Source organism: Novosphingobium sp. EMRT-2 (assembly GCF_005145025.1).
Taxonomy (GTDB): Bacteria; Pseudomonadota; Alphaproteobacteria; order Sphingomonadales; family Sphingomonadaceae; genus Novosphingobium.
Genome location: NZ_CP039699.1, coordinates 139,428 through 161,770 on the forward strand (window position 1 = coordinate 139,428; position 22,343 = coordinate 161,770).

Genomic DNA, 22,343 nt, shown 5'->3' on the forward strand with positions numbered 1-22,343 from the left:
CCTCGGATTAGAAGGCCAGCGCGGCTGCGGCGTGGTCGATCCACTCGCGCAGGCTGCCGGCAAAGCTACGGAAAGTGGCAAGGTCGTAAGTGGGACCGTCGTCGACTTGCCGGATGACGACACCGATATGCGCGATCACCGTGGTTGCCACCGAACCGCTGGAAAAGGATGCGGAGTGGAAATCGATCGCCGCCCCGCGCTGTAACAGCTTGCGCGCGCCTTCGCCTGCAAGACGCAGGACAACGTAGCCGCTGGACTGGTCGGATACCGATGCGAGTCCCGCAAGCCGATGCGTGAGATCGGCAGCGAAATCGGGAGCGGTGCCATCGTGGAACGCGAGCCAGGTCCCCGGGCCCGTGCCGATGAAGGTCACGGCTCCCGAGCCGCAGGCCGCCGGTCGGTCAAGCAGCGACATGCCCAGCGCAGTGCCGATCTTCGCGGCACTCATGCTCTTTCTCGCCATGACGGATGCCAGAGCGATATCATCGCGCTCCTGGATGGTGAGGTGTTCAGGCACGGACGCGGACTCCTTCGGGGTCGACAAAAATCGGGTTGCAGACTTCCGCCTGGATATCGCCTCCGCGCACCGGATCGTGGATGACAATGCGCTCGCCGTGACGCTGTGCGCCGTTGACCAGCAGGCCAAGCGCGATCGAATGGTCCAGCGTTGGCGACCAAGCGGCCGAGGTCACGAACCCTTCGTCGTTCTGCGGCAGCGGTGCTTCACCTGGGGCGAGCAGGTGTCCGCCACCACGCAGATGCCGGGTACGGTCGACCGGCCTGAGACCGACCAGCGCGGGGCGCGACGGATCCGCGAGCCCGCGCCTGGCAGCCATGGCGCGGCCGATGAAATCCTTCTTTTTCGACATCATCCGGCCCATGCCGAGGTCGGCTGCAGTGGTCTGGCCATTCAGTTCGTTGCCCGCGGCATGGCCCTTCTCGATGCGCATAACGCCGAGCGCCTCGGTGCCGTAGGGCACGGCGTCGTAGGAGCGGCCGGCAGCGAAGAGGTGGCGCACCAGTTTGTCGCCGAGCGTCGCAGGTACGCTTACTTCGTAGGCCAGCTCACCGGAGAACGACAGGCGGTAGATGCGCGCCTCGAAACCCTGCCAGCGGAACTTCGCAGCGCCCATGAACGGCAGGGCGTCGTTCGATACGTCAAGGTCCGGAAATGCCGCCTGCAGCATCTCGCGCGAACGGGGACCGGCGACGGCGTAGGTGGCCCACTGTTCGGTCACCGAAGTGGCCTGAACGTCGAGCTCGGGCCAGAGCACTTGCCGGGCATAGTCGATATGCTGCATAACCCGCGCGGCGTTGACCGTGGTGGTGGTGACGAAGAAGCTGTCCTCTGCGAAACGGGTGGTTGTGCCGTCATCCATGACGATGCCGTCCTCGCGCAGCATCACGCCATAGCGCGCCTTGCCGACGGCAAGGGTCGAGAACATGTTGATGTAGAGCCGGTCGAGCAGCAGGGCGGCATCGGGGCCATGCACGTCGATCTTGCCGAGCGTTGACACGTCGCAGATGCCGACGCCGCGCCGGGTCATCGTAACCTCGCGGTTGACTGTCTCCAGCCAGGACGCCTCCCCCGGGCGGCTGAACCACTGCGCACGCTTCCACTGTCCGGCATCAACGAAGGTTGCACCTTGTTCGGCCGCCCAGTCATGGCTGGCCGTGCGGCGCACAGGGCGGAAGGATTCCTCGCGGTGATGGCCCGCCAGCACGCCGATCGCCACTGGCTGATAAGGCGCGCGCGACATGATCGTCCCTGCCGCACCAATCGTGCGGTCAGTTGCCGCCGCCAGCAGTGCGTGGCCATTGAGCTGACTGGTCTTGCCCTGGTCGGTCGCCATGCCAAGCGTCGTGTAGCGCTTCATGTGTTCGATGGACACGAAGCCTTCACGGGCAGCGAGCTGCACGTCGCTGGCTGTCACGTCGTTTTGGAAATCGACGAAGCACTTGGTTCGCGCGCCCGGTACATGCCACAAGGGCGCGGTCGACGCGGCTTCGTCCGCTGCCCGAAACGAGGGCGGGGGAACAGCGCGGCCGGTTGCGTCCGCCACGGCGTCGGTACCCTTGGCAGCGCCGTCGACTAGGGCCTGCGCCAGCGAGAACCGGCCTGCCGCCGCACCGGCCGGAACGAGCCCGGGTGGGGTCTCGTCGAGCAGGAAAGTCTGTTGCGATTCCGACCACACAGGTTTTGCTCCCATGTTGCTGCCAAGGCCGATTGCCGGATTCCAGCCGCCACCCATCGCGACGAGATCCGCGCGGAGCGTGCGGCGCGAACCATCCGCGAGGCGCACGTCAACCTTCCTGACCGGAACACCGTGCACGTCAGTGACGATCGCGCCGCTCAGGATTTCGACACCACGCGTACGTAGTTCAGCGGCGAGGGCAGGCTCATCTTCGCGGTGGTCGACAAGCACGACGGAGGCGCCCGCTGCCGCCAGGTCCCGCGCAGTCGACCATCCGCTGTCGCTGGCGGTAAACACGACGGCGCGCTGTCCGGGAACCGCGGCGTAACGATTGACGTAAGTCGAGACAGCCGAGGCAGTCATGACACCAGGCCGGTCATTGCCACCGAACACCAGCGGCCGCTCGATGGCGCCTGTCGCGAGGATGGCGCGGCGGGAGACGATCTTCCACAACCGCTGACGCGGCTGCCCCGGCAGCGGGGCGACAAGATGGTCGGAAACGCGTTCGACGGCCACATATTCGTCGTCATAGACCCCGAATACGCCGGTACGGCTGAGCACGCGCACGTTCGGAAGCGAGGCCAGCTCCGCCAGCACCTGTGCAACCCATTGCACTGCGGACATGCTGTCGATCTCCTGCCGCTCGCTCAGCAGGCGCCCGCCGGGACGGGCGTCCTCGTCCGCCAGCATGACGCGCAGCCCTGCACGTCCTGCGGTCAGGGCCGCCGCAAGACCGGCCGCACCACCACCGATGACGAGCAGATCGCAGAAGGCATGCTCGCGGTCATACTCGCTCGGATCGGGCAGCATGGAGAGCTTGCCCAGCCCCGCCGCCCGCCGGATAAGCGGCTCGTACACCTTCTCCCAGAATTTAGCGGGCCACATGAAGGTCTTGTAATAGAAGCCCGCCACAAAGATCGGCGAGGCAAGCTGATTCACGGCCAGCAGATCATAGCGCAGACTGGGCCAGCGGTTCTGACTGCTCGCCTCCAGACCGTCGAACAGCGAGACGGTGGTCGCGCGCGTATTCGGCTCGGCGTGGGCGCCGGTACGCAGGGTGACGAGGGCGTTGGGCTCCTCGCTTCCCGCTGTGAGGATCCCGCGCGCCCGGTGGTACTTGAACGAGCGGCCGACGAGACGGACATCATTAGCTACGAGAGCGGAGGCGAGAGTGTCGCCCTCAAAGCCCGAATAGGCCTTCCCGTCGAAGGTGAAGGAAAGCGGGCGCTGCCTGTCGATCAGGCCACCGGCAGAAAGGCGGCTCATGCGGGTGTCTCCCGGGACAGCGTGGCGGCGGCGATGCGGTGTGTGCGGGTGTGGCGCAGCACGGTGATCCAGTTGCGGCACCCTTGCGCATGGTACCAGTGCTCGGCCATCTCGCCGATCACGTTGTCGCGCAGGTACACATAGTCGTAGAAGCCGTCCTCGCCTTCAGGGCGGCGGGGCGAAGCATCGCCGCGATAGACGAATTCCTGGGAGTCACGTTCGCCGCAATAGGGACAGGGTATGCGCATGGCCTCGTTCCCTCAGTGAAGATTGGGTTGGGCGCCGGCGCCCTTTTCGTCGATCAGATGACCGCGCTCGAAGCGGTCGAAGCGGTAGGCGGCAGCCGTATCGTGCGGGGCGCCCGTCGCGAGCAGATGGGCAAAGCAGCGCCCGGCGGCCGGCGTTGCCTTGAAACCGCCGTAGCACCAGCCCCCGTTAAGATAGAGGCCCTCGACCGGGGTGCGGTCAATGATCGGGGAGCCGTCCATCGACATGTCCACGACACCGCCCCAGGAACGCAGCAGGCGGGCGCGACCGATCATCGGCATGATCGCCATGCCACCCTCGCACACGTCCTCCACTACCGGCATGTTCCCCCGCTGGGCGTAAGTGTTGTATCCGTCGATGTCGCCGCCGAAGACGAGCCCCCCCTTGTCCGACTGGCTGATGTAGAAGTGTCCGGCCCCGAAAGTGATGACGCCGGGAATGACCGGCTTCAGCCCCTCGGTCACGAAGGCCTGGAGCACATGGCTCTCGATCGGCAGGCGCAGCCCGGCCATCGCTGCGACGGCAGAGGAATGTCCGGCCACCGACAGGCCGACTTTGTTCGCGCGGATTGCACCGCGCGTTGTCTCCACGCCGGTGACGGCGCCGCTGGCGTCACGAAGGAAGCCCTTGACCTCGCAGTTCTGAATGATGTCGACCCCAAAGTCGGAAGCGCCGCGGGCATAACCCCAGACGACCGCGTCGTGCCGGGCAGTACCTCCGCGACGATGCAGCAGGCCACCCATGATCGGGAAGCGGGCCGAATCGAAATTCAGGAACGGTGCCATCTTGCGCACCGCGTCCCGGTCCAGCAATTCCGCTCCCGCGCCATGGAGCAGCATCGCGTTGCCGCGCCGGGCGAAAGCATCACGCTGGGCATCGCTGTGGTACAGGTTCAGGATGCCGCGCTGGCTGACCATCACATTGTAGTTCAGGTCCTGCTCCAGCCCTTCCCAAAGCTTCATCGAAAATTCGTAGAAGGGCTCGTTGCCGGGCAATCCGTAGTTGGAGCGGATGATCGTGGTGTTGCGTCCGGCGTTGCCGCCGCCGATCCACCCACGCTCGACCACTGCGACGCGGCGGATACCGTGGACCTTGGCGAGGTAGTAGGCAGTGGCCAGGCCGTGGCCGCCGCCACCGACGATGACGATATCGTAACCCTCAGCAGGCGCGGAATCGCGCCAGGTCGGGCGCCAATCGCGATGCCCCTTGAGAGCGTGCGTGGCAAGATTGAAAATGGAAAAGCGCGTCATGCGTGCGGCGCCTCGAAATTCGTGTGATGTGATGTCTTGTAAGTAGCCGTTCGGCACCATATCGCTTGTCCATGAGCGACCCTTATATGACCAAAACCGACAAGCTTCGCAGCGCTGAAGAAATTCGGACGCTAGGGCTGTTGCTGATCGACGGATTCTCGCTGATGTCCTATGCCTCAGTAATTGAGGTCTTCCGCGCAGCGAACGCGCTGGCGGGGCGCACGCTCTATCGCTGGTCCCACATTTCAGTTGATGGAAGGCCGATCCATGCGTCGAATGGCGCAACGATCCTAGCCGACTTCGCGGTGGGCCAGCCGTTTGACTGCGAAACGCTGTTCGTTTTCGCAGGCGGTGACCCCACGGGGTTTTCGGATGCACGCACATTTGCTTGGTTACGGCGCATGGCGGCACAGGGCGCAGTCATCACAGGGGTATCTGCTGGCCCTTTCCTGCTGGCGCGGGCCGGGCTTCTCGATGGTTATCGCGCGACGATCCATTGGGAGCATCGGCCCGTCTTCGTTGAAACTTTTCCGAATGTTTCGCCAGAAACCGTACTGTTTGTCATCGACCGCCGCCGCGTGACCTGCGCGGGCGGGATGGCGGGTTTGGACCTGGCGATCGAAATGATCGAGCGTGAGCAAGGTTACGGCCTTTCCTCGATTATTTCGGACTGGTTCATCCGTACCGATACCCGTAGGGCCGACCGCCCTCAGCGGTTGAGCCTGCGCGAAAGGCATCAGGTGTCCAATGACACGGTACTGAAGGTACTCGCTCATATGGAGGAAACGGTGGAGGAACCATCCCCGCGCGAAACCCTAGCTAAAATCGCAGAGGTCTCGGTCAGGCAATTGGAACGCCTGTTCCGCAACCATCTCAGTGCGACCATGCGGGAGAGCTATATGCGCATCCGGCTCGAGAAGTCGGAGCAACTCTTGCGCACGACGGCGCTGTCCGTCACACAAGTTGCATTAGCTTGCGGGTTTCAGAGTGCCAGCCATTTTAGCCGCAGTTTTCGTGATCGCTATGGGAAACCGCCCTCGGGGCGGGCGAGGAGAGATCGAGAATCCTAATCGGGGGCGTTCGCGGGCCGGTGTTCCCAGCACGAGGCCGGGAATTGGACTCAGCACCAGCATCGTCGCCACGGGAAGTTCGGATCGGGCCATCGATACGTGGTTCACGCGAGTCGAGGACGTCCACGGTGCGCAGCCGGTCGAATGAATCGCGCGCCAGCCATGAAGCGATGGCAATCTTGGCATGATCGCGGGCCGTTGGGCAAAAGACCCGTCACCGCGTCGACGGCGAATCGAACATCACGCCGCAAGTGGACGAGGCAGATGTCGGACGCCAAAATAGAGCGCAATGGCGTGCAATGCGCTGTTATTGAGCGCCACAATAGACTGCATTCAAAGGGCGCAGCAGCGGCAGGCAGATCCGGTTACTGATCGGCGAACCGCTTGGCCAATCTGGCGCTTGCCCCACTTTTAGCGGCAAGCTTTGAGCCATACCGCAAGACGGTACGCGCATCGCGCCACCGGTAGGCCTGCATGATAGCTGGCAGTCCTTCTCCTGCCGCAAAATTGTCCTGGGCCACCCCGACCCGGATCGAATGTGACGAGACCGTGCTGAGCCAGCGGTCGCGTTCGGCTTCGCTCATTTCACCGAGCAGGCCCTTCTCCCAGGCGCGACGGATGAGCCGCCTGTAAATGAGTGTGATGCTGTTCGGGTGCAGGCGCTCGGTGCCGATGCTGTCGATCGAGCCGTCGAAGTGCGTCGTCACGCGGCGCAGCAGCGGACCCTTGTCCACCCTGCCCGCTTCACGCCAGCGGGCAATGGCCGCCATCGTCGCGGGAGAAAGATAAGCCTCGGCTCCGGCTTGCTTTCGGTCGGTCTTGCTTGAAGGGATGTGCAACAAACCGGCTCCGTCGCTGTCGGGCCCCTCGATATGCCCGACATCGATCGCGACCAGTTCCGAGCGCCGCGCGGCTGTATCGTAAGCGATGCGCAACATGGCCGCGTCGCGCATCCCCAATTCATCGCGGCGGCAGGCCTTGAGCACATGGGCCAGGCACACGCCAGAGGCGGGACTGTCGAGATCAGCGATGTCGCCCTTGAACCGGATGGCGCGCGCCTGCCTCTGGCGCACGCCGAGATGATTGCGCGCCGCCTTGCGCTCGAACTTGACCAGCGCTGCGGCGGTCGGATCCGTCAACCCTGCCATGCGGTAGGCCCACCCGACATGGACGAGGTAGCGCTCGATCGTGGCCATGGCGCGGGTCTTTACGGACGATGGATCGATCCCGGCAAGCGCACGGATCCAGGCGGCGACGTCGGCGGGTTCGGCCGCACCCGGTACAATCCGGCGTGAGTGGCACCACTGTCCCCACAAAGTCAGGTCCGAGCGGAACGCGCGCCGGGTATTGATCGACCAGCCCCGCATCGCGGCGTCGAGCAAGGCCTCGTCGATACCGCCACCCGGACGGGTTCCCGTCCCAATCAGGGGGCGTCACATAAAACGGGCACAGATATACGCTAAGCCTTTTGGGGCACGGTAGCGCCGATCTTTTGGCGCAGCGGCCGTAGCGTGCCGGTCGTTAAGTCATGATCCGTCCAAAGGTAATCGCCGGTCAGATTGATGTGTTGCCAGCCCAGCGGTGACAGATGTTGGAGAAATTCGGCCGGGATTTCCTTTCCTTGCTGCTCCATATGGCGAAGCACCGCCTCGAGGTAGGTCGTGTTCCAGAGGACAATGGCTCCAGCCACCAGATTGAGCGCGGACGCTCGGTGTCCTTGAGCCTGTAGCCCATGGTCGCGTATCCGGCCGGTGCGGTGAAAGAAGATCGCGCGCTTGAGGGCGTTCTGCGCCTCGCCCTTGTTCAGTTCGCGCGTAGCACGGCGCCGTTCTTCCAGCTTTTCGATCCAGTCTAGGGTGAAAAGCGTCCGTTCAACCCGGCCTATCTCGCGTAGCGCCAGCGCCAGGCCGTTGGCGCGCGGATATGAACCAAGGCGCTCGAGCATGGTGGAGGCACTCGTGACTCCGGTCCGGATAGATGTTGCGAGGCGGACGATGTCTTCCCAGTGGCTAGCGATGAGCTGTTCATCAATGGCTTGCGCGGCCATCGGGGCTATGGTCGGCCCTGGCCGCGCATCGCGGAACAAGTGGAGGCGCCGGGCGGCGATATTGGGAATTCGCGGTGCGAACTGGAACCCCAGCAAATGGCAGAGCGCGAAAACATGGTCGGAAATGCCGCCGCCATCGGTATGGTGGCGTTCAATCGCAAGTTCGGCACCATGATGCAGCAGGCCGTCAAGGACGTGGGCTGCCTCGCTCGCACCGGCGGAAATAACCTTGGCATGAAACGGCGCATAGCGATCCGAGACGTGAGTATAGAAGGATACCGAAGGTTCACTGCCCTTGTGGGGATTGACAGAACCGGTCGCCTGCGCGCGGCGATCAAGTGGAAAGTTCTGGCCATCGGAACTCGACACATTTCCATCGCCGAACACATTTGACAGCGTCATGCGATGCTGAGCATCGGCCAACATCGCCAAGGCGGCGCCGTAGCTGTCTTCGCGTAAATGCCATGCCGCAAGCCAACCGAGTTGGCGCTGGCTCACCAAATCGCAGGCCTCTGCCATGCGGGCGTGGCCGAGATTGGTGGCGTCGGCAAGAACCGCTGTCAGGACAGTGCGGGGATCATCATGTACGCGGCCCGTGGTGAGATGGGTAAAGCATTTCGAGAAGCCGGTCCAACGATCAACCTCCGCCAGCAGGTCAGTAATGCGGATGGCCGGCAAATGGCCATACAAGGGAGAGAGTGCCCTTTCGGCTTCCTCCGGTGTGATGGCTCGAAGTGGCGATATCCGCAGCTTGCCGCCTGAAAAGTGCACATCTTCGAGCCCGTCCGCTTCCACCTTTGCGTCCACCTCGGCCAGCCTTCGGGAAAGGAGCGCCTTGCGCTCCTCGAGCCAGACTGCGGCCGTATCGGCGACCGGGACAGGCAATGGACCAGCGGCCCTCATAGCAGTGAACACCGGGGTGGAGATAAGTTGCTGCTCCACGGCTCTGTATCGCCGGCTGCCTTCGACCCACACGTCACCCGCTCGCAAGCGGTCCCGCAACTCGGCGAGGACACAGAACTCGAAAATACGGCGATCAAGACCGGCTCGGCCAATCCGTCGCCGCCATGCCGGTCGGACGAAACCAAGCGCGGCATCTGCTGGTAGCTTGCGCAGGCGGCCACTTCCGAGATCGCGCATTGTCGCGATGGCTCGAGCAAGACCCACACAGGCAGGCACCGCACCGAAGGTGAAGCTTGCGACGAAGGCCGGGCCGATCTGTCGCAGGATCGGCAGGTTCGATCGCGCGAGTTCGACGGGATCGAGCGGATCGGGACGGACAAGTCGCTTGGCTTCCTCGATCTCGGAACCGAGATCGTCCCATCCGATAACCTCTTCAATGGCGCTGAGAGGATCTGCACCGCTGTCCCTTGCATCAATGATCGCAGTTCCGAGACGGGCCAGCAGACGAATTTTGCCATTGATGGTGCGTTTGTCGCGCTTCAGCGCAGCCTCTTCCCGGCGCTCGGCACGCCGGAACATCTGTCCGATCAAACGTTCGAACATCATCACGGCATCGTCAGTCAGGGCGATCTGCATTTCGGCAACGGTGGCAGCCAGAATGGCCCGGCGACGGATCGGGTTCAGGACGGATAGATGTTGCGCAGTGAGCCGCACGCCCTCCTGATTAAGGCGCCGCAGTCGTTCTGGATGGACTGGGGCTACAACTTCAGGCTCCAAGCCGATTGCCCGCAATGTGGACAATCGCTCGAGAATTTCCGCGAAGGCACGTCGTCCCGGTCTACCGGGTGGTTGGCGGATCCAGGCAAGAATGCTGATGCGGCCTGCATTGTGCTGCAGCAGCAGCGAGTCCAGCAGGCCGCATTGCACTGAAGTCAGACTTCCCGTCAGCAGGTTGCCCACGTTCCGCTCGGCATCTAACAGAGCTTTGCTCACCATGCGTTCCAGGGACGTGATACCGGGCACGATTATCTGCCGGCGGCGGAATTCTTCCATCAGGATCCGCGCGAGATCGATTCCACCGGTCATGGTCAGTGCGATCGGCAAGAGCCAAGCCTGCAGTTCTGCATGGATCGGACGGCTCAATTGCCGGAAACCGAATACCTCGCGCAGCGTATCGAGTTGCTCATACCGGGTGGGACCACGCGTGGCATAATCGGCAAGCGCGTCCGGCTCGACGCCGAGCTGATCCCCGACGAACCTGAGAGGAGCATCAGGGATGAATTCGCCGGGTTTCAGCAATCGGCCAGGATATCGCAAGGCGCAGAGCTGCAGCGCAAAACCGAGGCGGTTGTGGGGACGCCTCCGGCTCGTGATGACGCGCAGATCTGCGGAACTGAGCGTCCAGTATCGCACCAGATCTGGCTCGCTCTCCGGCAAGGCGAACAACTCGGCGTGTTGCGCCTCGATCAGAACAGAGCGGCGGGGCATCGGGTCAGGCCTTGACCGGTCCCGTCCAGCCAATGCGATCGAGCGTGCCGATGAGGGTCGATCGCGGCACCTTGAATGATCGGCACACCGACGCCTTGCTTGCGCCGGCATCGAGGGCTGCCGTGATCTGCTCGATCGTTTCCGCGTCAATGCTGGGCGGCCGGCCCCCGCGCCGGCCCCGTCGTCGAGCTGCGACCAAGCCTGCCATCACCCGCTCACGCGTGAGCGCGCGTTCATATTGGGCGAGCGCGCCGAAGAGCGAAAACAGCAATTCACCATGGGGCGTGCTTGTGTCCATCTGCTCCGTTAGCGATCGGAAGGCCACACCTCGATTTTTCAGATCGGTTATGATCGCCAGAAGATTGGTCAATGATCGCCCGAGACGGTCGAGTTTCCAAACGACCAAGGTGTCGCCGGCCTTCAGGAATTCGAGGCAAGCCTTCAGGCCGGGACGATCATCCCGGGCGCCCGATGCCTTGTCGGAATAGAGATGGCGCTCATCGACACCTGCGGCGAGGAGGGCATCGCGTTGAAGGTCAACCGACTGACGGTCATCGACCGATGAGACACGCATGTACCCGATGAGCATGTGCGACAAACCCTGAAATTGATGTTGTCGCGCACTAGATCAAAGCGACAGGGTTTGTCGTGCAAAATCAACCATGGTTGTCGAGGCGTAGCGTGGTTGCGATGCTACCCTGTCGGACAACATGCGTTTTCCGATCAGATTAGATCCGACCAATGCGCGTCACCAAAAAATCCAGCATCTTTCATGGTGACGCGCAATTTACTCTATCGCGTACTTTCGTTGAAATCGGACCTTAGATGAGCCGTGTCGTAGATGATCGTGATTTTCTGGAATTTTTGCGCATCGGCTGTCAATTCGAAGACGTCGACGCACTCGAACTTGACCAGCTTCCCATTCCCCAGCGTCCAGTCGTACTCGAAATGCAGAGCGATCGCTGAGCCAGTGTTGGATTGGTAAAAGACATTCAACAACCGGGTTTCAGACCGCGCGGTATCTGCGAACAGCGCCGTGTAGAAGGACTGCGCGTCACGTACACCGTAAAGAGGCGAGGAAACCTGAGCATCTTGCGAAAATAAAGCCAGTGTGGCGTCAAGATTCCCATCATTAAGCGCGGTCAGGTATCTTTGGCATAATTCTTTGGTAGTCATACTTGGTTCCTTTAGAGCCAAGCCGACACGCCTCATCGAGTCTCGCCAGCTTGGCGGCCTCGATGAAAGATGGTCTATCCGAGCCGCAATCAGGTGCGGCGATAATAATCTCGATGGGAAAACGGACTGACCATTCGCCGATTATGCCCGACGGCATATAGCAACGTCAAGGACTGTCATCAGGAGCTCTCATGAGATTTTCTAGTTGAACGACAATCAGGTGTTTTGCGACGCTCACCGGCCTTACCGTATATCTGTGCCCGTTTTATGTGACGTCCCCAGACGGAGGTGCCCGAACTCCAGTGGTAAGAGCCGCCGTATCGGGGCGATTTCGAGCACCTGCGCCGTTGGAACTGCTGCGGCAATATTTCGGCCTTGACCTTGGACCATGGTCCTGCCCGTAAGAGGCCTCCCCAATAGCGGTGCCTTTGCGGCGCGGCACTCCAGATCGATCCGAGGAGTATGGGGAACAAGCGCGTCGTTCACATCGTCGATGACGAAGAGACAATCCGAAAGGCACTGCGATTCACGTTGCGTACCGCCGGCTTCGCCGTCGAGGCCTACGCTTCGGGGCCGGAGTTTCTGTCGGCCGCGGGTGACGCTAAGAAAGGCTGCGTGATCCTCGACATGCACATGCCGGATATGGACGGCCTTCAGGTCCAGGTGGAGCTGACGCGACGCGGGATTGATATGCCTGTCGTCATGCTCACCGGCAATGGCGATCCCACGCTCGCCGTGCAGGCAATGCAGGCGGGCGCTGCCGACTTTCTCGCCAAACCGGTCGAAAAGGCCGCATTGCTTGGCGCGATCGACCGCGCCTTCAGCTCGCTGGAGAATATAACCGGGCGTGCCGCAGTACAGGCCGACGCGCTGTCGAAAGCCGCGAGACTGACGCAGCGCGAACGGGCCGTTCTTAGAGGGATTGCGCGAGGCTATCCCAATAGCTTTATCGCAGATGAACTCGGTACCACGCCGCGCACGGTCGAGCTGGATCGAGCCAGCCTGATGGTCAAACTGGGAGCCCAAAGTTTGCCCGACTTGCTACGGATCGCGTTTGCTGTGGACCTGAACGGATCGCCTGAGGACGATCGCCATTAGGCTTCACCATCCTGCGACATCGGACGTTATGCGGATCGGCCCGTGGCGAGTTCGGCAATGATCGGACAATCCGGCCGCGCGTCGCCGTGGCAGCGTTCGGCGAGATCGACCAGCGTGTCGCGCAGCGCCGTCAGCGCTGCCGCCTTGCGCTCGAATTCCTCGGCACGGGCCAGCGCAAGCCGCTTCACCTCGCCACTCGCGCGACCCGTATCCGCCCAAAGGCCGAGCAAAGTGCGGATCTCCTCGATCGGAAACCCCAGATCGCGCGCATTGGCGATGAACCGCAGGCGATGAAGATCGCGCTCGTCATAGTCGCGATAGCCCGCACCCCGGCGCGGCGGCGCCGGGATGAGGCCTATCTTCTCATAATGGCGGATCATCCGCTCCGAGACGCCGCTCCGCCGAGACGTCTCGCCGATGTTCACAGCGCCTTCCGGTTGAGTCGCAGCGCGTTGGTGACCACGCTGACCGAGGAGAGCGCCATGGCGGCGGCCGCGATGATCGGCGAGAGCAGGATGCCGAACAGCGGATAGAGCGCGCCCGCCGCCACCGGCACGCCCGCGACATTGTAGATGAAGGCGAAGACGAGGTTCTGGCGGATGTTCGACATGGTCGCCTGGCTGAGCTTACGCGCCCGGACGATGCCGGTGAGGTCGCCCTTGAGCAGGGTCACGCCCGCGCTCTCGATGGCGACGTCGGTGCCCGAGCCCATGGCGATGCCGACATCGGCGGCGGCCAGCGCGGGGGCGTCGTTGACACCGTCGCCGGCCATGGCGACCACCCGCCCCTCGCGCTTGAACTTGGCGACCACGGCGCTTTTCTGATCGGGCAGCACCTCGGCTTCGACCTCGTCGATGCCCAGGCGCCGGGCGACCGCTTCCGCTGTCGTGCGGTTGTCGCCGGTCAGCATGACCACGCGAATACCCTCCGCCTTGAGCGCGGCGAGCGCTTCGGGCGTCGTGGCCTTCACCGGATCGGCGATGGCGAAGGCACCGCCGACGGTGCCGTCGATTCCGATGAAGATTGCGGTGGCGCCATCGCGTCGCAGTGCGTCGGCCTGGCTGGCGAGCGCCTCAGTCGCAACCCCTTCGTCGGCAAGGAACCGCGCATTGCCGAGGACGATGCGCCGCCCTTCGACCGTGCCGAGCGCGCCGCGCCCAGTCGGCGAGTCGAAGTCGATGACGTCGCTCGTGGCGATGCCGCGATCCTTCGCGGCCTCGACGATTGCCAACGCGAGCGGATGCTCGGAGGCCCGCTCGACCGAGGCGGCAAGCCGCAGCAGTTCGGCTTCGTCGAAGCCGGGCGCCGGCACGATCTGGGTGACGGCAGGCCGGCCTTCGGTGAGCGTGCCTGTCTTGTCGACGACGAGCGTGTCGACCTTTTCCATTTGCTCGAGCGCTTCGGCGTTCTTGATAAGGACGCCGAGCCCGGCGCCGCGGCCGACGCCGACCATGATCGACATCGGCGTGGCGAGACCCAACGCGCAAGGACAAGCGATGATCAGCACGGCGACCGCCGCCACCAGCCCGTAGGCGAAGCGCGGCTCTGGGCCCCAGATACCCCAGGCGATGAACGCGACCACCGCGACCGCGATGACCACCGGCACGAACCAGCCCGACACCTGATCGGCCATGCGCTGGATCGGCGCGCGCGAGCGCTGCGCCTCGGCGACCATCTGGACGATCCGCGCGAGCATGGTGTCGCGTCCGACCTTGTCGGCGACGATCACCAGCGCTCCGGTCTGGTTGAGCGTGCCGCCGATCACCGTGTCGGCCTTGGCCTTGGTGACGGGCATGGACTCACCGGTGACCATCGACTCGTCGAGCGAGGAGCGGCCGTCCTCGACCACGCCGTCGACCGGCACCTTCTCGCCGGGCCGCACGCGCAGGCGGTCGCCGACCGCGACCAGATCGAGGCTGATTTCCTCTTCGTTGCCATCGGAACCGATGCGGCGCGCGGTCTTGGGCGCGAGATTGAGCAGCGCCTTGATCGCGCCCGAGGTTCGCTCACGCGCGCGCAGTTCGAGCACCTGGCCGAGCAGCACGAGGACAGTGATCACCGCGGCCGCCTCGAAATAGACGGCAACCATGCCGTCCTCTCCGCGGAAGGCGGGCGGGAACAGCTGGGGCGCGAGCGTCGCGACGACGCTGTAGATCCAGGCGACCCCGGTCCCCATCGCGATCAGGGTGAACATGTTGAGGTTGCGGGTCTTGAGCGAGGTCCAGCCACGCTCGAAGAAGGGCCAGCCCGCCCAGAGCACGACGGGTGTCGCCAGCACGAACTGGATCCATACCGAGATCGACATCGGCACGAGGCGATGGATCGCGGGAAAGAGATGCGCGCCCATCTCGAGGATCAGCACCGGGAGGGCCAGCATCAGGCCGACCCGGAAGCGCCGTGTGAAATCGACCAGCTCATGGCTGGGGCCGCTGTCGGCAGTCACGGTCGCGGGCTCGAGCGCCATGCCGCAGATCGGACAGGACCCGGGATGGTCCTGCCGAATCTCGGGATGCATAGGGCAGGTCCAGATCGTGCCTTCTGGCACCGCGACTGGCGGTGCCGGCGGGCCGAGATAGCGCTCGGGATCGGCGATGAATTTTGCCCGGCAGCCCGCGCTGCAGAAATGATAGCTTTCACCGCCATGCTCGGCATGGTGCGCAGTGATCGCAGGATCGACGGTCATGCCGCAGACCGGGTCCTTGACGCCAGCCGCTGGTTTCGCAGCGCCGTGGCTGCCGCAGCAACCGCCGCCATGCGCCGCTCCATGTGTCTCGTTCATCGCCTTGCTCCTTTCGACGCCTGACGATCTAGGGTCTGACACCGTGTCAGGGTCAATACGTAATCGCCTAAGCGGACAAATCGGCGGGCCCGTTCGCCTGGCCGCCATCAGCCAAGGTCATTGGCAACCGTAAGGCCGTGGTCCTGCGCCGGTCGATGCGCCGTAAACAAGTCGATCGCGCCGGTGATGGTCAAAAGCCGAAACGTCTCGGCCACATGCCTGAAGCCGGCCGCCGCGATCAGGCCGGGGAGCACGCCGTCGGCATTGGGCCGGGTATCATCGATGCCATCGAGCCGCTGCACGGTCAGGCGGAAGGCAAGCCGCATGAAACCCTGCTGGCGGCCATAATCGGCGATCACCAGGCGCCCACCCGGGCGCAGCATGGCGAACATGGCGCGCAGGGTTGCCGCCTTCTCCCTGACCGGCATCTGATGCAGCACGAGACTCGACACGACAGCGTCGGCGGTACCCGGGGCCACGTCCCTGGCAAATCCCTGACGCCAGTCGATATCGGCCCGCCGCACAGCGGCCTTGTGCCGCGCGATGTCGAGCGCCTCGGCATCGGGATCGAGACCGATCACCTGCGTCCTGGGCTCGGCTTGCTTGAGCATCAGCGCGAAGCTGCCGGTGCCACAGCCGACGTCGACGACCGTCTCACCGGCTTTGGGCGCCAGGGCGGCGAGCATGGCGGCACGCCACCGCTTCTCCCGCGTCCACAGGCGGATCGCGCGATCATAGTCTTTCGTCGATCCGGTCCCGAGCGGCGGGGTGTAGGATTGCATTGGCTTCTCCCAACGCGAGGCGTCCGAAACGATAAGCTACATCGACATGGGCGGCGATAGTGTCCCCAGCCAGGCGACGAGCCCGAGAATGACGATCGCAAGACCGCCTTCGACGACGAGGCTCGCGCGCAGCAGCGCCTGCGCCCGTGGCGCGTCCTCTTCCTCGATCGCCTGCGCAAGTGCCGGGGTCAGGCGATAACGGTTGAGCGCGGCCAGGCCCAGCATGCCGGCGAACAGCAGCAGCTTGGCGATGAGCAGCAGGCCGTAGGTCGACTGCCCGAGCGAGGCGATGTTGCCCGGACCGACGAGGAACCAGCCGTTCACCGTCCCGGTCAGGATCAGCAGGGCGACGATGATCGTGCCGACGAGGGAGAAGCCCCGCAACGCTTCCTCGGCGAGCGTGACCCGGTCCATGTCTTGAGCGGCGAGATCGTCGGTTGCGAGCCTGGGAAGTACCAGCGCGAGGAATGCGGCAAGCGCGCCGACCCAGGCGCCGGCGGCGAGCAGATGGATGAGATCGGCCCCCAGTTGCAGCCAGCCCGCCTCGCCTTCGCCAGCCGCGCCATGCCCACTCCAGGCGAGGGTCGCGAGTGCGACCGCGCCTGCCAGAGTGGAGGCGATGAAGGCAGGACGGGATTGCCGGCGATAGAAGGGGATGGAGAGCAGAAGAACGAGGAGCGCGACGAGGCGCGCCTTCAGCGCCGTTCCCATGGACGTGCCGTTGAACAGCTCTGCGACCATGGAAAGATCAGGCTGGGTGAGCGGCAGCCCGGTCATGGCCGCTGCCTGCAACGCGAACCCCAGCGCCGACAGCAGGAGGGCGAGACAGGCGAGACCGGCCACCATTGCTACCATCGGCAGATGCCGCTGTACCATCCGGCCGCCGCCGGGCGCATAGAGCGCGAACAGCGGCAGGCCGAACAACAGGCCGAGATCGACGTAGAGCGCCCAGCGGACGGCGACGAGTGCCACGTCGTTCATGGCGTCACTTGACGGTAAAGGCGAGATTGCCCTGGATGCGGTGCGTGTCGGTCGAGACGACGTGCCAGGCGACCTGATAGCTGCCCGCCATGAGCGGCTTGGCGAGCGTCAGCACGAGCGTCTTGTCGCCTTCGACGGACGTCTTGAAGCCGGTTACCGCCATGCGGTGGTTGGGCATGCCGGGCATGCCGGTCATCACGATCTCGGCGCCCGACAGCTTCGGCATCAGACCTTCACTGAAGGTGAGCGTTATACGCGACGGCGCCGGGACGCTGGCGTTGGCGGCGGGCGTCGAGGACACGAGCTTGGGATGGGCGTAGGCCGGAGCCGAAACACTCAGGCCGACGGCGGCGATGGCTGCGAGGGGCGAAAAGAAGCGCATTTGGACATTCTCCTGTCAGTGACATGAGAGAATACGCAGCCGCGACCTGCACCCCTCGCAATTTTCTTTTTGTTCCCGGACAAGGGTTGCCGGACCATCCTGCGTATTGAGAAGTGAAGACGGAGAAACATCATGGACCACCTCGACGACATGCTCAGCCGGTTGCGGGAAGCGCCGCTCGATCCCCGGCTTGCCGGGCTGGACAGCCGCGTCATGGCCGAGATCGCCCGGCTCCAGGCCATGCCCCGCCTGAGCGCCACGACATTCGGTATCGCCGCGGCAGCAGCCTTGTTCCTGGGAATTGCCGGCTCGGCCGTGCCTGTGCGGTCGACCGAAGCCGGGCCGATATCGCCCTTTGACGCGCGGCTCGCGCTCGCTCCTTCGACGCTGCTGAGTTCACAATGATGCGCGACCGCCGGCTCCTGCTCCTCGTCCTGCTGACCTTTGCCGCGGCGATCGCCGGTGTGGTCATCGGCCGCGTCTATGTGGTTCCGGTGCGCCCGGTCGAAAATGAGCTGCACGAGCTGCTCCATCGCGATCTGAAGCTGGATTCCGCGCAACACAGCCGGCTCGAGACAATCGAGAAGAACTACGCCTTACGGCGTCAAGCGCTGGAGGCCGAACTGCGCGCCGACAATGCGCGCCTCGCGGAGGCGATCGAAGCGGAGCATGGCTATGGCCCGCAAGTCGCAGCGGCGGTGGATCGCTCGCACCAGGCCATGGGGGCCCTGCAGAAGGAAACGCTCGAGCACATCTTCGCAATGCGGGCCGTGCTGCGTCCCGATCAGACCGAGAAGTTCGACGACGCCGTAGTGAAAGCGCTGACGGCCAAGTCCAAATGACCGCGTGCCTCCCCGACTGCTCGGACGGGGAGCTCGCGGCTCTGGCGCTTGGAGGCCGGCAAGCGGCCTATGGCGAGCTGGTCCGCCGGCATCAGGGCTGGGTGCACCGCCTCGTGCGCAGCCATATAGGTGACGGAGAGGAGGCGCTGGACGTCACGCAGGCAAGCTTCGTCGCCGCCTTCGCCGCACTCAACCGCTATGACGCTGCGCGACCCTTCCAGGTCTGGATGTCCCGGATCGTCATCAACAAATGCCATGACTGGCGGCGCCGGCGCGCGGTCCGGAACTTCTTCTCCATGGCCCTGCCGCTGGGCGAGGCGGATGACGTCGCCGATGAGGCGCCGCTACCCGACCAGGCAATCGGCGCCGAGCAGCAACTGGCAGAGGCGATGAAAGCGATCGCCGCCCTGCCCGCCTCTCTCAAAGACACGCTCATCCTGCGGACGATCGACGAGAAATCGGAAGCCGAAACCGCCGAGATTCTCGGCATCAGCCAGAAGGCAGTCGAGACCCGCCTCTACCGCGCCCGCGCACGCCTCGCGGAAATGTTGAAGAAAGTTTGAGGGGGATGAGGCCACGCTGCGTATTTCCAATAGGTCCGCCCTCTTTCTTAAAGCTGAGACAACCGAATGATTTCTGCTCTCGACCGCCGCCAGTTCCTCCGCGGCGCGGCCCTCGCCGGCGGCGGCGCAGCATTGTCAGCCTGGCTGCCGGCCTGGGCGCAGACGATCTCGCCGGGGATGCGACCGACGCTGCCGACCGTGTCGGGCGAAGACATCACGCTCACCATCGCCCGGCAGTCGATGACCATCGACGGGCGCAAGTTCCGGGCAATCGGCCTCAACGGCACGGTCCCCGCCCCGCTGATCCGGCTGCGCGAGGGCCAGCGCGTGCGGCTCAACGTCATCAATCAGCTGGAGGAGGACAGCTCGATCCACTGGCACGGGCTGATCCTGCCGGCCAATATGGACGGTGTGCCGGGCGTGTCTTTTCCGGGCATCAAGCCGGGATCGAACTACCTCTACCAGTTCCCCGTCGTGCAAAGCGGCACCTACTGGTATCACAGCCATTCAGGCCTGCAGGAACAGGAAGGCCATTACGGCCCGATCATCATCGATCCCGCCGGTGCCGATCCGGTCGCCTATGACCGCGAGCATGTCATCGTGCTCGCCGATCACAGCGCGCTCTCGCCGCAGGCGATCTTCCGGCGCCTCAAGGTCAACCCCGGCCATTTCAATTTCCAGCGCCAGACCCTGGCCGGGCTCCTGTCGGGCAAGGATCAGCCGCTCAAGGACCGGCTCGACTGGGGCCAGATGCGGATGGACCCGGCCGACATCTCCGATGTGACCGGATCCACCTACACCTATCTCGTCAACGGCCATGGTCCGATGGACAACTGGACCGCGCTCTTCACCCCGGGCGAACGGGTGCGGCTGCGGGTCATCAATGCGTCGGCGATGACCACCTTCAACGTCCGCATCCCCGGCCTGCCGCTGACCATCGTCCAGGCCGACGGGCAGAATGTGGTGCCGGTCACCGTCGACGAGTTCCAGATTGGTGTTGCCGAGACCTACGACGTCGTTGTCAGCCCAGGCGATGACAAGGCCTACACCCTTGTCGGCGAGGCGATCGACCGCTCGGGCATGGCGCGTGCCACGCTCGCGCCGCGCGCCGGCATGGCCGGCGAGGTTCCCCCCTTACGCAAACGGCCGCTCGCCGACATGAAGGACATGGGCATGGACATGTCCTCGATGCCGGGCATGGAAGGCATGGACATGTCGGGCGGCGCTATGCGGGGCGTCGATCCGACGGCCGAGAAGAACGCGTCCGCGCGCCTCGCGACCGGCGCGGCGGCAGCGATGGCGACCATGGACAACAGCGCCATGGCGGGCATGGACCATTCGGGGATGGATCATTCCGCGATGAGCGGGATGGATCATGGATCGATGGCCGGCATGGACCACGGCGCGATGGGCGCCGATGGCCAGATGGCGGGCATGGATCATGGCGGGCACGCGATGGGTTCGATGAAGATGCGCGACTTCTCGAACGCGCCGCAGGTGAAGCGCGATCCGAGCGTCCAGACCATCTCGCCGATGCCCGTCGACCGCACCGGCGAGCCCGGCCAGGGCCTCACCGACGTCGGCCACAAGGTGCTCGTCTACAAGGATCTGATGGCGCTCGAGCGCAATCCAGACGTGCGCGCGCCGAGCCGCAGCATCGACATCCACCTCACCGGCAACATGGAGCGGTTCATGTGGTCGTTCGACGGCGAAAAAATGTCGGACCATCACGAGCCGATCCCGTTCATCGAAGGCGAGCGGGTGCGCGTCAATCTCATCAACGACACGATGATGGGGCATCCGATCCACATCCACGGCCATTTCTTCGAGCTGGTGACCGGGCATGGCGACCATGCGCCGCGCAAGCACACCGTCATCGTCCAGCCCGGCGGCAAGGTGAGCTGGGACTTCACCGCCGACGCGGTCGGGGACTGGGCCTTCCACTGCCATCTCCTCTACCACATGCATGCAGGGATGATGCGGGTCGTGAGCGTGCGTCCGAAGGGAGACGCGCAATGACCCGCATCCTCACGCCGCTGGTGAGCGCGATCGCCCTTCTCGCCGCCGCACCCGCCTTTGCCCAGGATCATTCGATGCACGACATGCCCGGCATGGCGCCGCCGGGCGGGGCGCGGCCGGCGCAGGAGAAAAAGAAGGACAAGGCCGCCGCGCCGCGCCCCAAGCCCACTGCCAGGCCGCGCGCTCAGAAGCCAGCGCCGGACACCATGCCGGCAATGGACCATTCGCAGCACCAGACCACTCCCGCGGCGCAAGCAAATGCGGCCGGTCAGCCGCAATCCACGTCTCCCGCAATGCCGGAGATGCCGGGCATGGACCACTCCCAGCATCAGGACGGCGCGATGCCCGACATGCCCGGGATGGACCATGCGCAGCATGGCCAGACAGCGACGCCGGGAACGCCCGCCATGCCCGGCATGCAAATGACCGGCACCGCACTTCCGGCCGGCAATGCGCCCCCGCCGCCGCCCCCAGGCGACCACTTCGCCGATCGGGATTTTCCCGGCGGCGAGATGGCGCGCTCGCGCGACATCATGATGAAGGACAGCGGCGGCAACAATTTCGGGCAGGTGCTGCTCAACCTGTTCGAGTATCAGGCGCATAGCGGCCGCGATGGCTATCGCTGGGATGGCGAAGGCTTTTACGGCGGCGACATCAACCGCCTCTGGCTCAAGAGCGAGGGCGAAGGCGAGTTCGGCCGCGGCATCGACAGCGCCGAGGTGCAGGTGCTCTACAGCCGGGCCATCGACCCCTATTTCAATCTTCAGGGCGGTATCCGCCAGGACTTCGGCCGCGGGCCCGACCGCACCTACGCGACGATCGGCGTCGAGGGCCTGGCTCCTGGCATGTTCGAGGTCGAAGGCGCGCTGTTCCTCTCGACCAAGGGCGACCTTCTGGGCCGGGTCGAGGGCTATTACGACCAGCGCATCACCCAGCGCCTGATCTTGCAGCCGCGCGCCGAGGTCAATTTCGCCGCGCAGGATATTCCGGAGAACGACATCGGTTCGGGGCTGGTCAACATAGAGCTCGGCGCGCGCCTGCGCTACGAATTCAGCCGCCAGTTCGCACCTTACATCGGCGTTTCCTATCTGCGCAAAGCCGGAGACACGGCGCGGCTGTCGAGGCTTGCGGGCGAGGACGTCCATGCCACCAGCTTCGTCGCCGGCATCCGCTTCTGGTTCTAGGATCGGGACAGCTGATGGCGGGGGCGAACAAGAGAGCGGGGCGTTACACTC

Annotated in this window: 20 protein-coding genes; 7 read left to right on the forward strand and 13 right to left on the reverse strand. The window is 64.3% G+C overall.

Features of this window, described 5'->3' with window-relative positions:
- Window positions 1–7 precede the first annotated feature (7 nt).
- Genes FA702_RS22255 through FA702_RS22270 form a run of 4 tightly spaced genes read right to left on the reverse strand, consistent with a single transcriptional unit; the run spans window position 8 to window position 4,978 of the window.
- Window positions 8–517, reverse strand: a complete 510-nt coding sequence (locus tag FA702_RS22255) for a sarcosine oxidase subunit gamma (protein ID WP_017181646.1) — start codon at window positions 515–517, stop codon at window positions 8–10.
- Entirely contained in the window at window positions 510–3,461 is a 2,952-nt protein-coding gene (locus FA702_RS22260) for a sarcosine oxidase subunit alpha family protein (RefSeq protein WP_136958216.1), read from the reverse strand. The genes FA702_RS22255 and FA702_RS22260 overlap by 8 nt, the downstream gene beginning before the upstream one ends.
- The gene (locus FA702_RS22265; protein ID WP_017181644.1) at window positions 3,458–3,709 is read right to left on the reverse strand and encodes a sarcosine oxidase subunit delta; all 252 of its coding nucleotides are present in this window, start codon (window positions 3,707–3,709) and stop codon (window positions 3,458–3,460) included. Before FA702_RS22265 ends, FA702_RS22260 begins: the two co-directional genes overlap by 4 nt.
- Before the next feature lie 12 nt (window positions 3,710–3,721).
- Window positions 3,722–4,978, reverse strand: coding sequence for a sarcosine oxidase subunit beta family protein (locus tag FA702_RS22270; RefSeq protein WP_017181643.1), 1,257 nt, complete (start codon window positions 4,976–4,978; stop codon window positions 3,722–3,724).
- An 86-nt stretch (window positions 4,979–5,064) separates the two neighbouring features.
- Here FA702_RS22270 and FA702_RS22275 point away from each other — a divergent pair, with 86 nt between their 5' ends.
- Window positions 5,065–6,048 carry a GlxA family transcriptional regulator gene (locus FA702_RS22275; protein WP_017181642.1) on the forward strand — a complete coding sequence of 328 codons (984 nt, stop codon included), beginning with the start codon at window positions 5,065–5,067 and terminating at the stop codon, window positions 6,046–6,048.
- Window positions 6,049–6,413: 365 nt separating this feature from the next.
- On the opposite strand, the gene FA702_RS22280 is transcribed toward FA702_RS22275, so the two are convergent.
- The 4 genes from FA702_RS22280 to FA702_RS22295 form a co-directional block, all read right to left on the reverse strand.
- The gene (locus FA702_RS22280) at window positions 6,414–7,415 is read right to left on the reverse strand and encodes a tyrosine-type recombinase/integrase (RefSeq protein ID WP_136958235.1); all 1,002 of its coding nucleotides are present in this window, start codon (window positions 7,413–7,415) and stop codon (window positions 6,414–6,416) included.
- A gap of 92 nt (window positions 7,416–7,507) precedes the next feature.
- The gene (locus FA702_RS22285) at window positions 7,508–10,486 is read right to left on the reverse strand and encodes a Tn3 family transposase (RefSeq protein ID WP_136958217.1); all 2,979 of its coding nucleotides are present in this window, start codon (window positions 10,484–10,486) and stop codon (window positions 7,508–7,510) included.
- A 4-nt stretch (window positions 10,487–10,490) separates the two neighbouring features.
- A complete protein-coding gene (locus FA702_RS22290; RefSeq protein WP_126053394.1) occupies window positions 10,491–11,075 on the reverse strand; it encodes a recombinase family protein in 585 nt (194 codons plus the stop codon).
- A 203-nt stretch (window positions 11,076–11,278) separates the two neighbouring features.
- Window positions 11,279–11,662: a nuclear transport factor 2 family protein gene (locus FA702_RS22295; RefSeq protein WP_136958218.1), complete on the reverse strand. Its 384-nt coding sequence runs from the start codon at window positions 11,660–11,662 to the stop codon at window positions 11,279–11,281.
- Window positions 11,663–12,124: 462 nt separating this feature from the next.
- Between FA702_RS22295 and FA702_RS22300 the strand changes: the two genes are divergently transcribed.
- On the forward strand, window positions 12,125–12,760 hold the full coding sequence (locus FA702_RS22300) for a response regulator transcription factor (protein ID WP_136958219.1): 636 nt from the start codon (window positions 12,125–12,127) through the stop codon (window positions 12,758–12,760).
- Between the two features lie 26 nt (window positions 12,761–12,786).
- Here FA702_RS22300 and cueR read toward each other — a convergent pair whose 3' ends face one another.
- The 5 genes from cueR to copC form a co-directional block, all read right to left on the reverse strand.
- Window positions 12,787–13,185, reverse strand: coding sequence for a Cu(I)-responsive transcriptional regulator (cueR, locus tag FA702_RS22305; RefSeq protein WP_020820526.1), 399 nt, complete (start codon window positions 13,183–13,185; stop codon window positions 12,787–12,789).
- Window positions 13,182–15,539, reverse strand: a complete 2,358-nt coding sequence (locus FA702_RS22310; protein ID WP_136958220.1) for a heavy metal translocating P-type ATPase — start codon at window positions 15,537–15,539, stop codon at window positions 13,182–13,184. Before FA702_RS22310 ends, cueR begins: the two co-directional genes overlap by 4 nt.
- 107 nt (window positions 15,540–15,646) lie before the next feature.
- The gene (locus tag FA702_RS22315) at window positions 15,647–16,321 is read right to left on the reverse strand and encodes a class I SAM-dependent methyltransferase (protein WP_017501308.1); all 675 of its coding nucleotides are present in this window, start codon (window positions 16,319–16,321) and stop codon (window positions 15,647–15,649) included.
- Window positions 16,322–16,357: 36 nt separating this feature from the next.
- Window positions 16,358–17,302 carry a copper homeostasis membrane protein CopD gene (copD, locus tag FA702_RS22320; RefSeq protein WP_007406374.1) on the reverse strand — a complete coding sequence of 315 codons (945 nt, stop codon included), beginning with the start codon at window positions 17,300–17,302 and terminating at the stop codon, window positions 16,358–16,360.
- A gap of 4 nt (window positions 17,303–17,306) precedes the next feature.
- Complete coding sequence (copC, locus tag FA702_RS22325; RefSeq protein WP_007406420.1) at window positions 17,307–17,684, reverse strand: copper homeostasis periplasmic binding protein CopC; 378 nt, start codon at window positions 17,682–17,684, stop codon at window positions 17,307–17,309.
- A 132-nt stretch (window positions 17,685–17,816) separates the two neighbouring features.
- Between copC and FA702_RS22330 the strand changes: the two genes are divergently transcribed.
- From FA702_RS22330 to FA702_RS22350, 5 genes are all read left to right on the forward strand, one after another.
- Window positions 17,817–18,089 carry a hypothetical protein gene (locus tag FA702_RS22330; protein WP_007406394.1) on the forward strand — a complete coding sequence of 91 codons (273 nt, stop codon included), beginning with the start codon at window positions 17,817–17,819 and terminating at the stop codon, window positions 18,087–18,089.
- Window positions 18,089–18,526, forward strand: a complete 438-nt coding sequence (locus FA702_RS22335; RefSeq protein WP_039335535.1) for a periplasmic heavy metal sensor — start codon at window positions 18,089–18,091, stop codon at window positions 18,524–18,526. The genes FA702_RS22330 and FA702_RS22335 overlap by 1 nt, the downstream gene beginning before the upstream one ends.
- Entirely contained in the window at window positions 18,523–19,089 is a 567-nt protein-coding gene (locus FA702_RS22340; RefSeq protein ID WP_136958221.1) for an RNA polymerase sigma factor, read from the forward strand. Before FA702_RS22335 ends, FA702_RS22340 begins: the two co-directional genes overlap by 4 nt.
- Window positions 19,090–19,155: 66 nt before the next feature.
- The gene (locus FA702_RS22345) at window positions 19,156–21,108 is read left to right on the forward strand and encodes a copper resistance system multicopper oxidase (RefSeq protein ID WP_136958222.1); all 1,953 of its coding nucleotides are present in this window, start codon (window positions 19,156–19,158) and stop codon (window positions 21,106–21,108) included.
- Window positions 21,105–22,292, forward strand: a complete 1,188-nt coding sequence (locus FA702_RS22350; protein WP_136958223.1) for a copper resistance protein B — start codon at window positions 21,105–21,107, stop codon at window positions 22,290–22,292. The genes FA702_RS22345 and FA702_RS22350 overlap by 4 nt, the downstream gene beginning before the upstream one ends.
- Window positions 22,293–22,343: the final 51 nt, after the last annotated feature.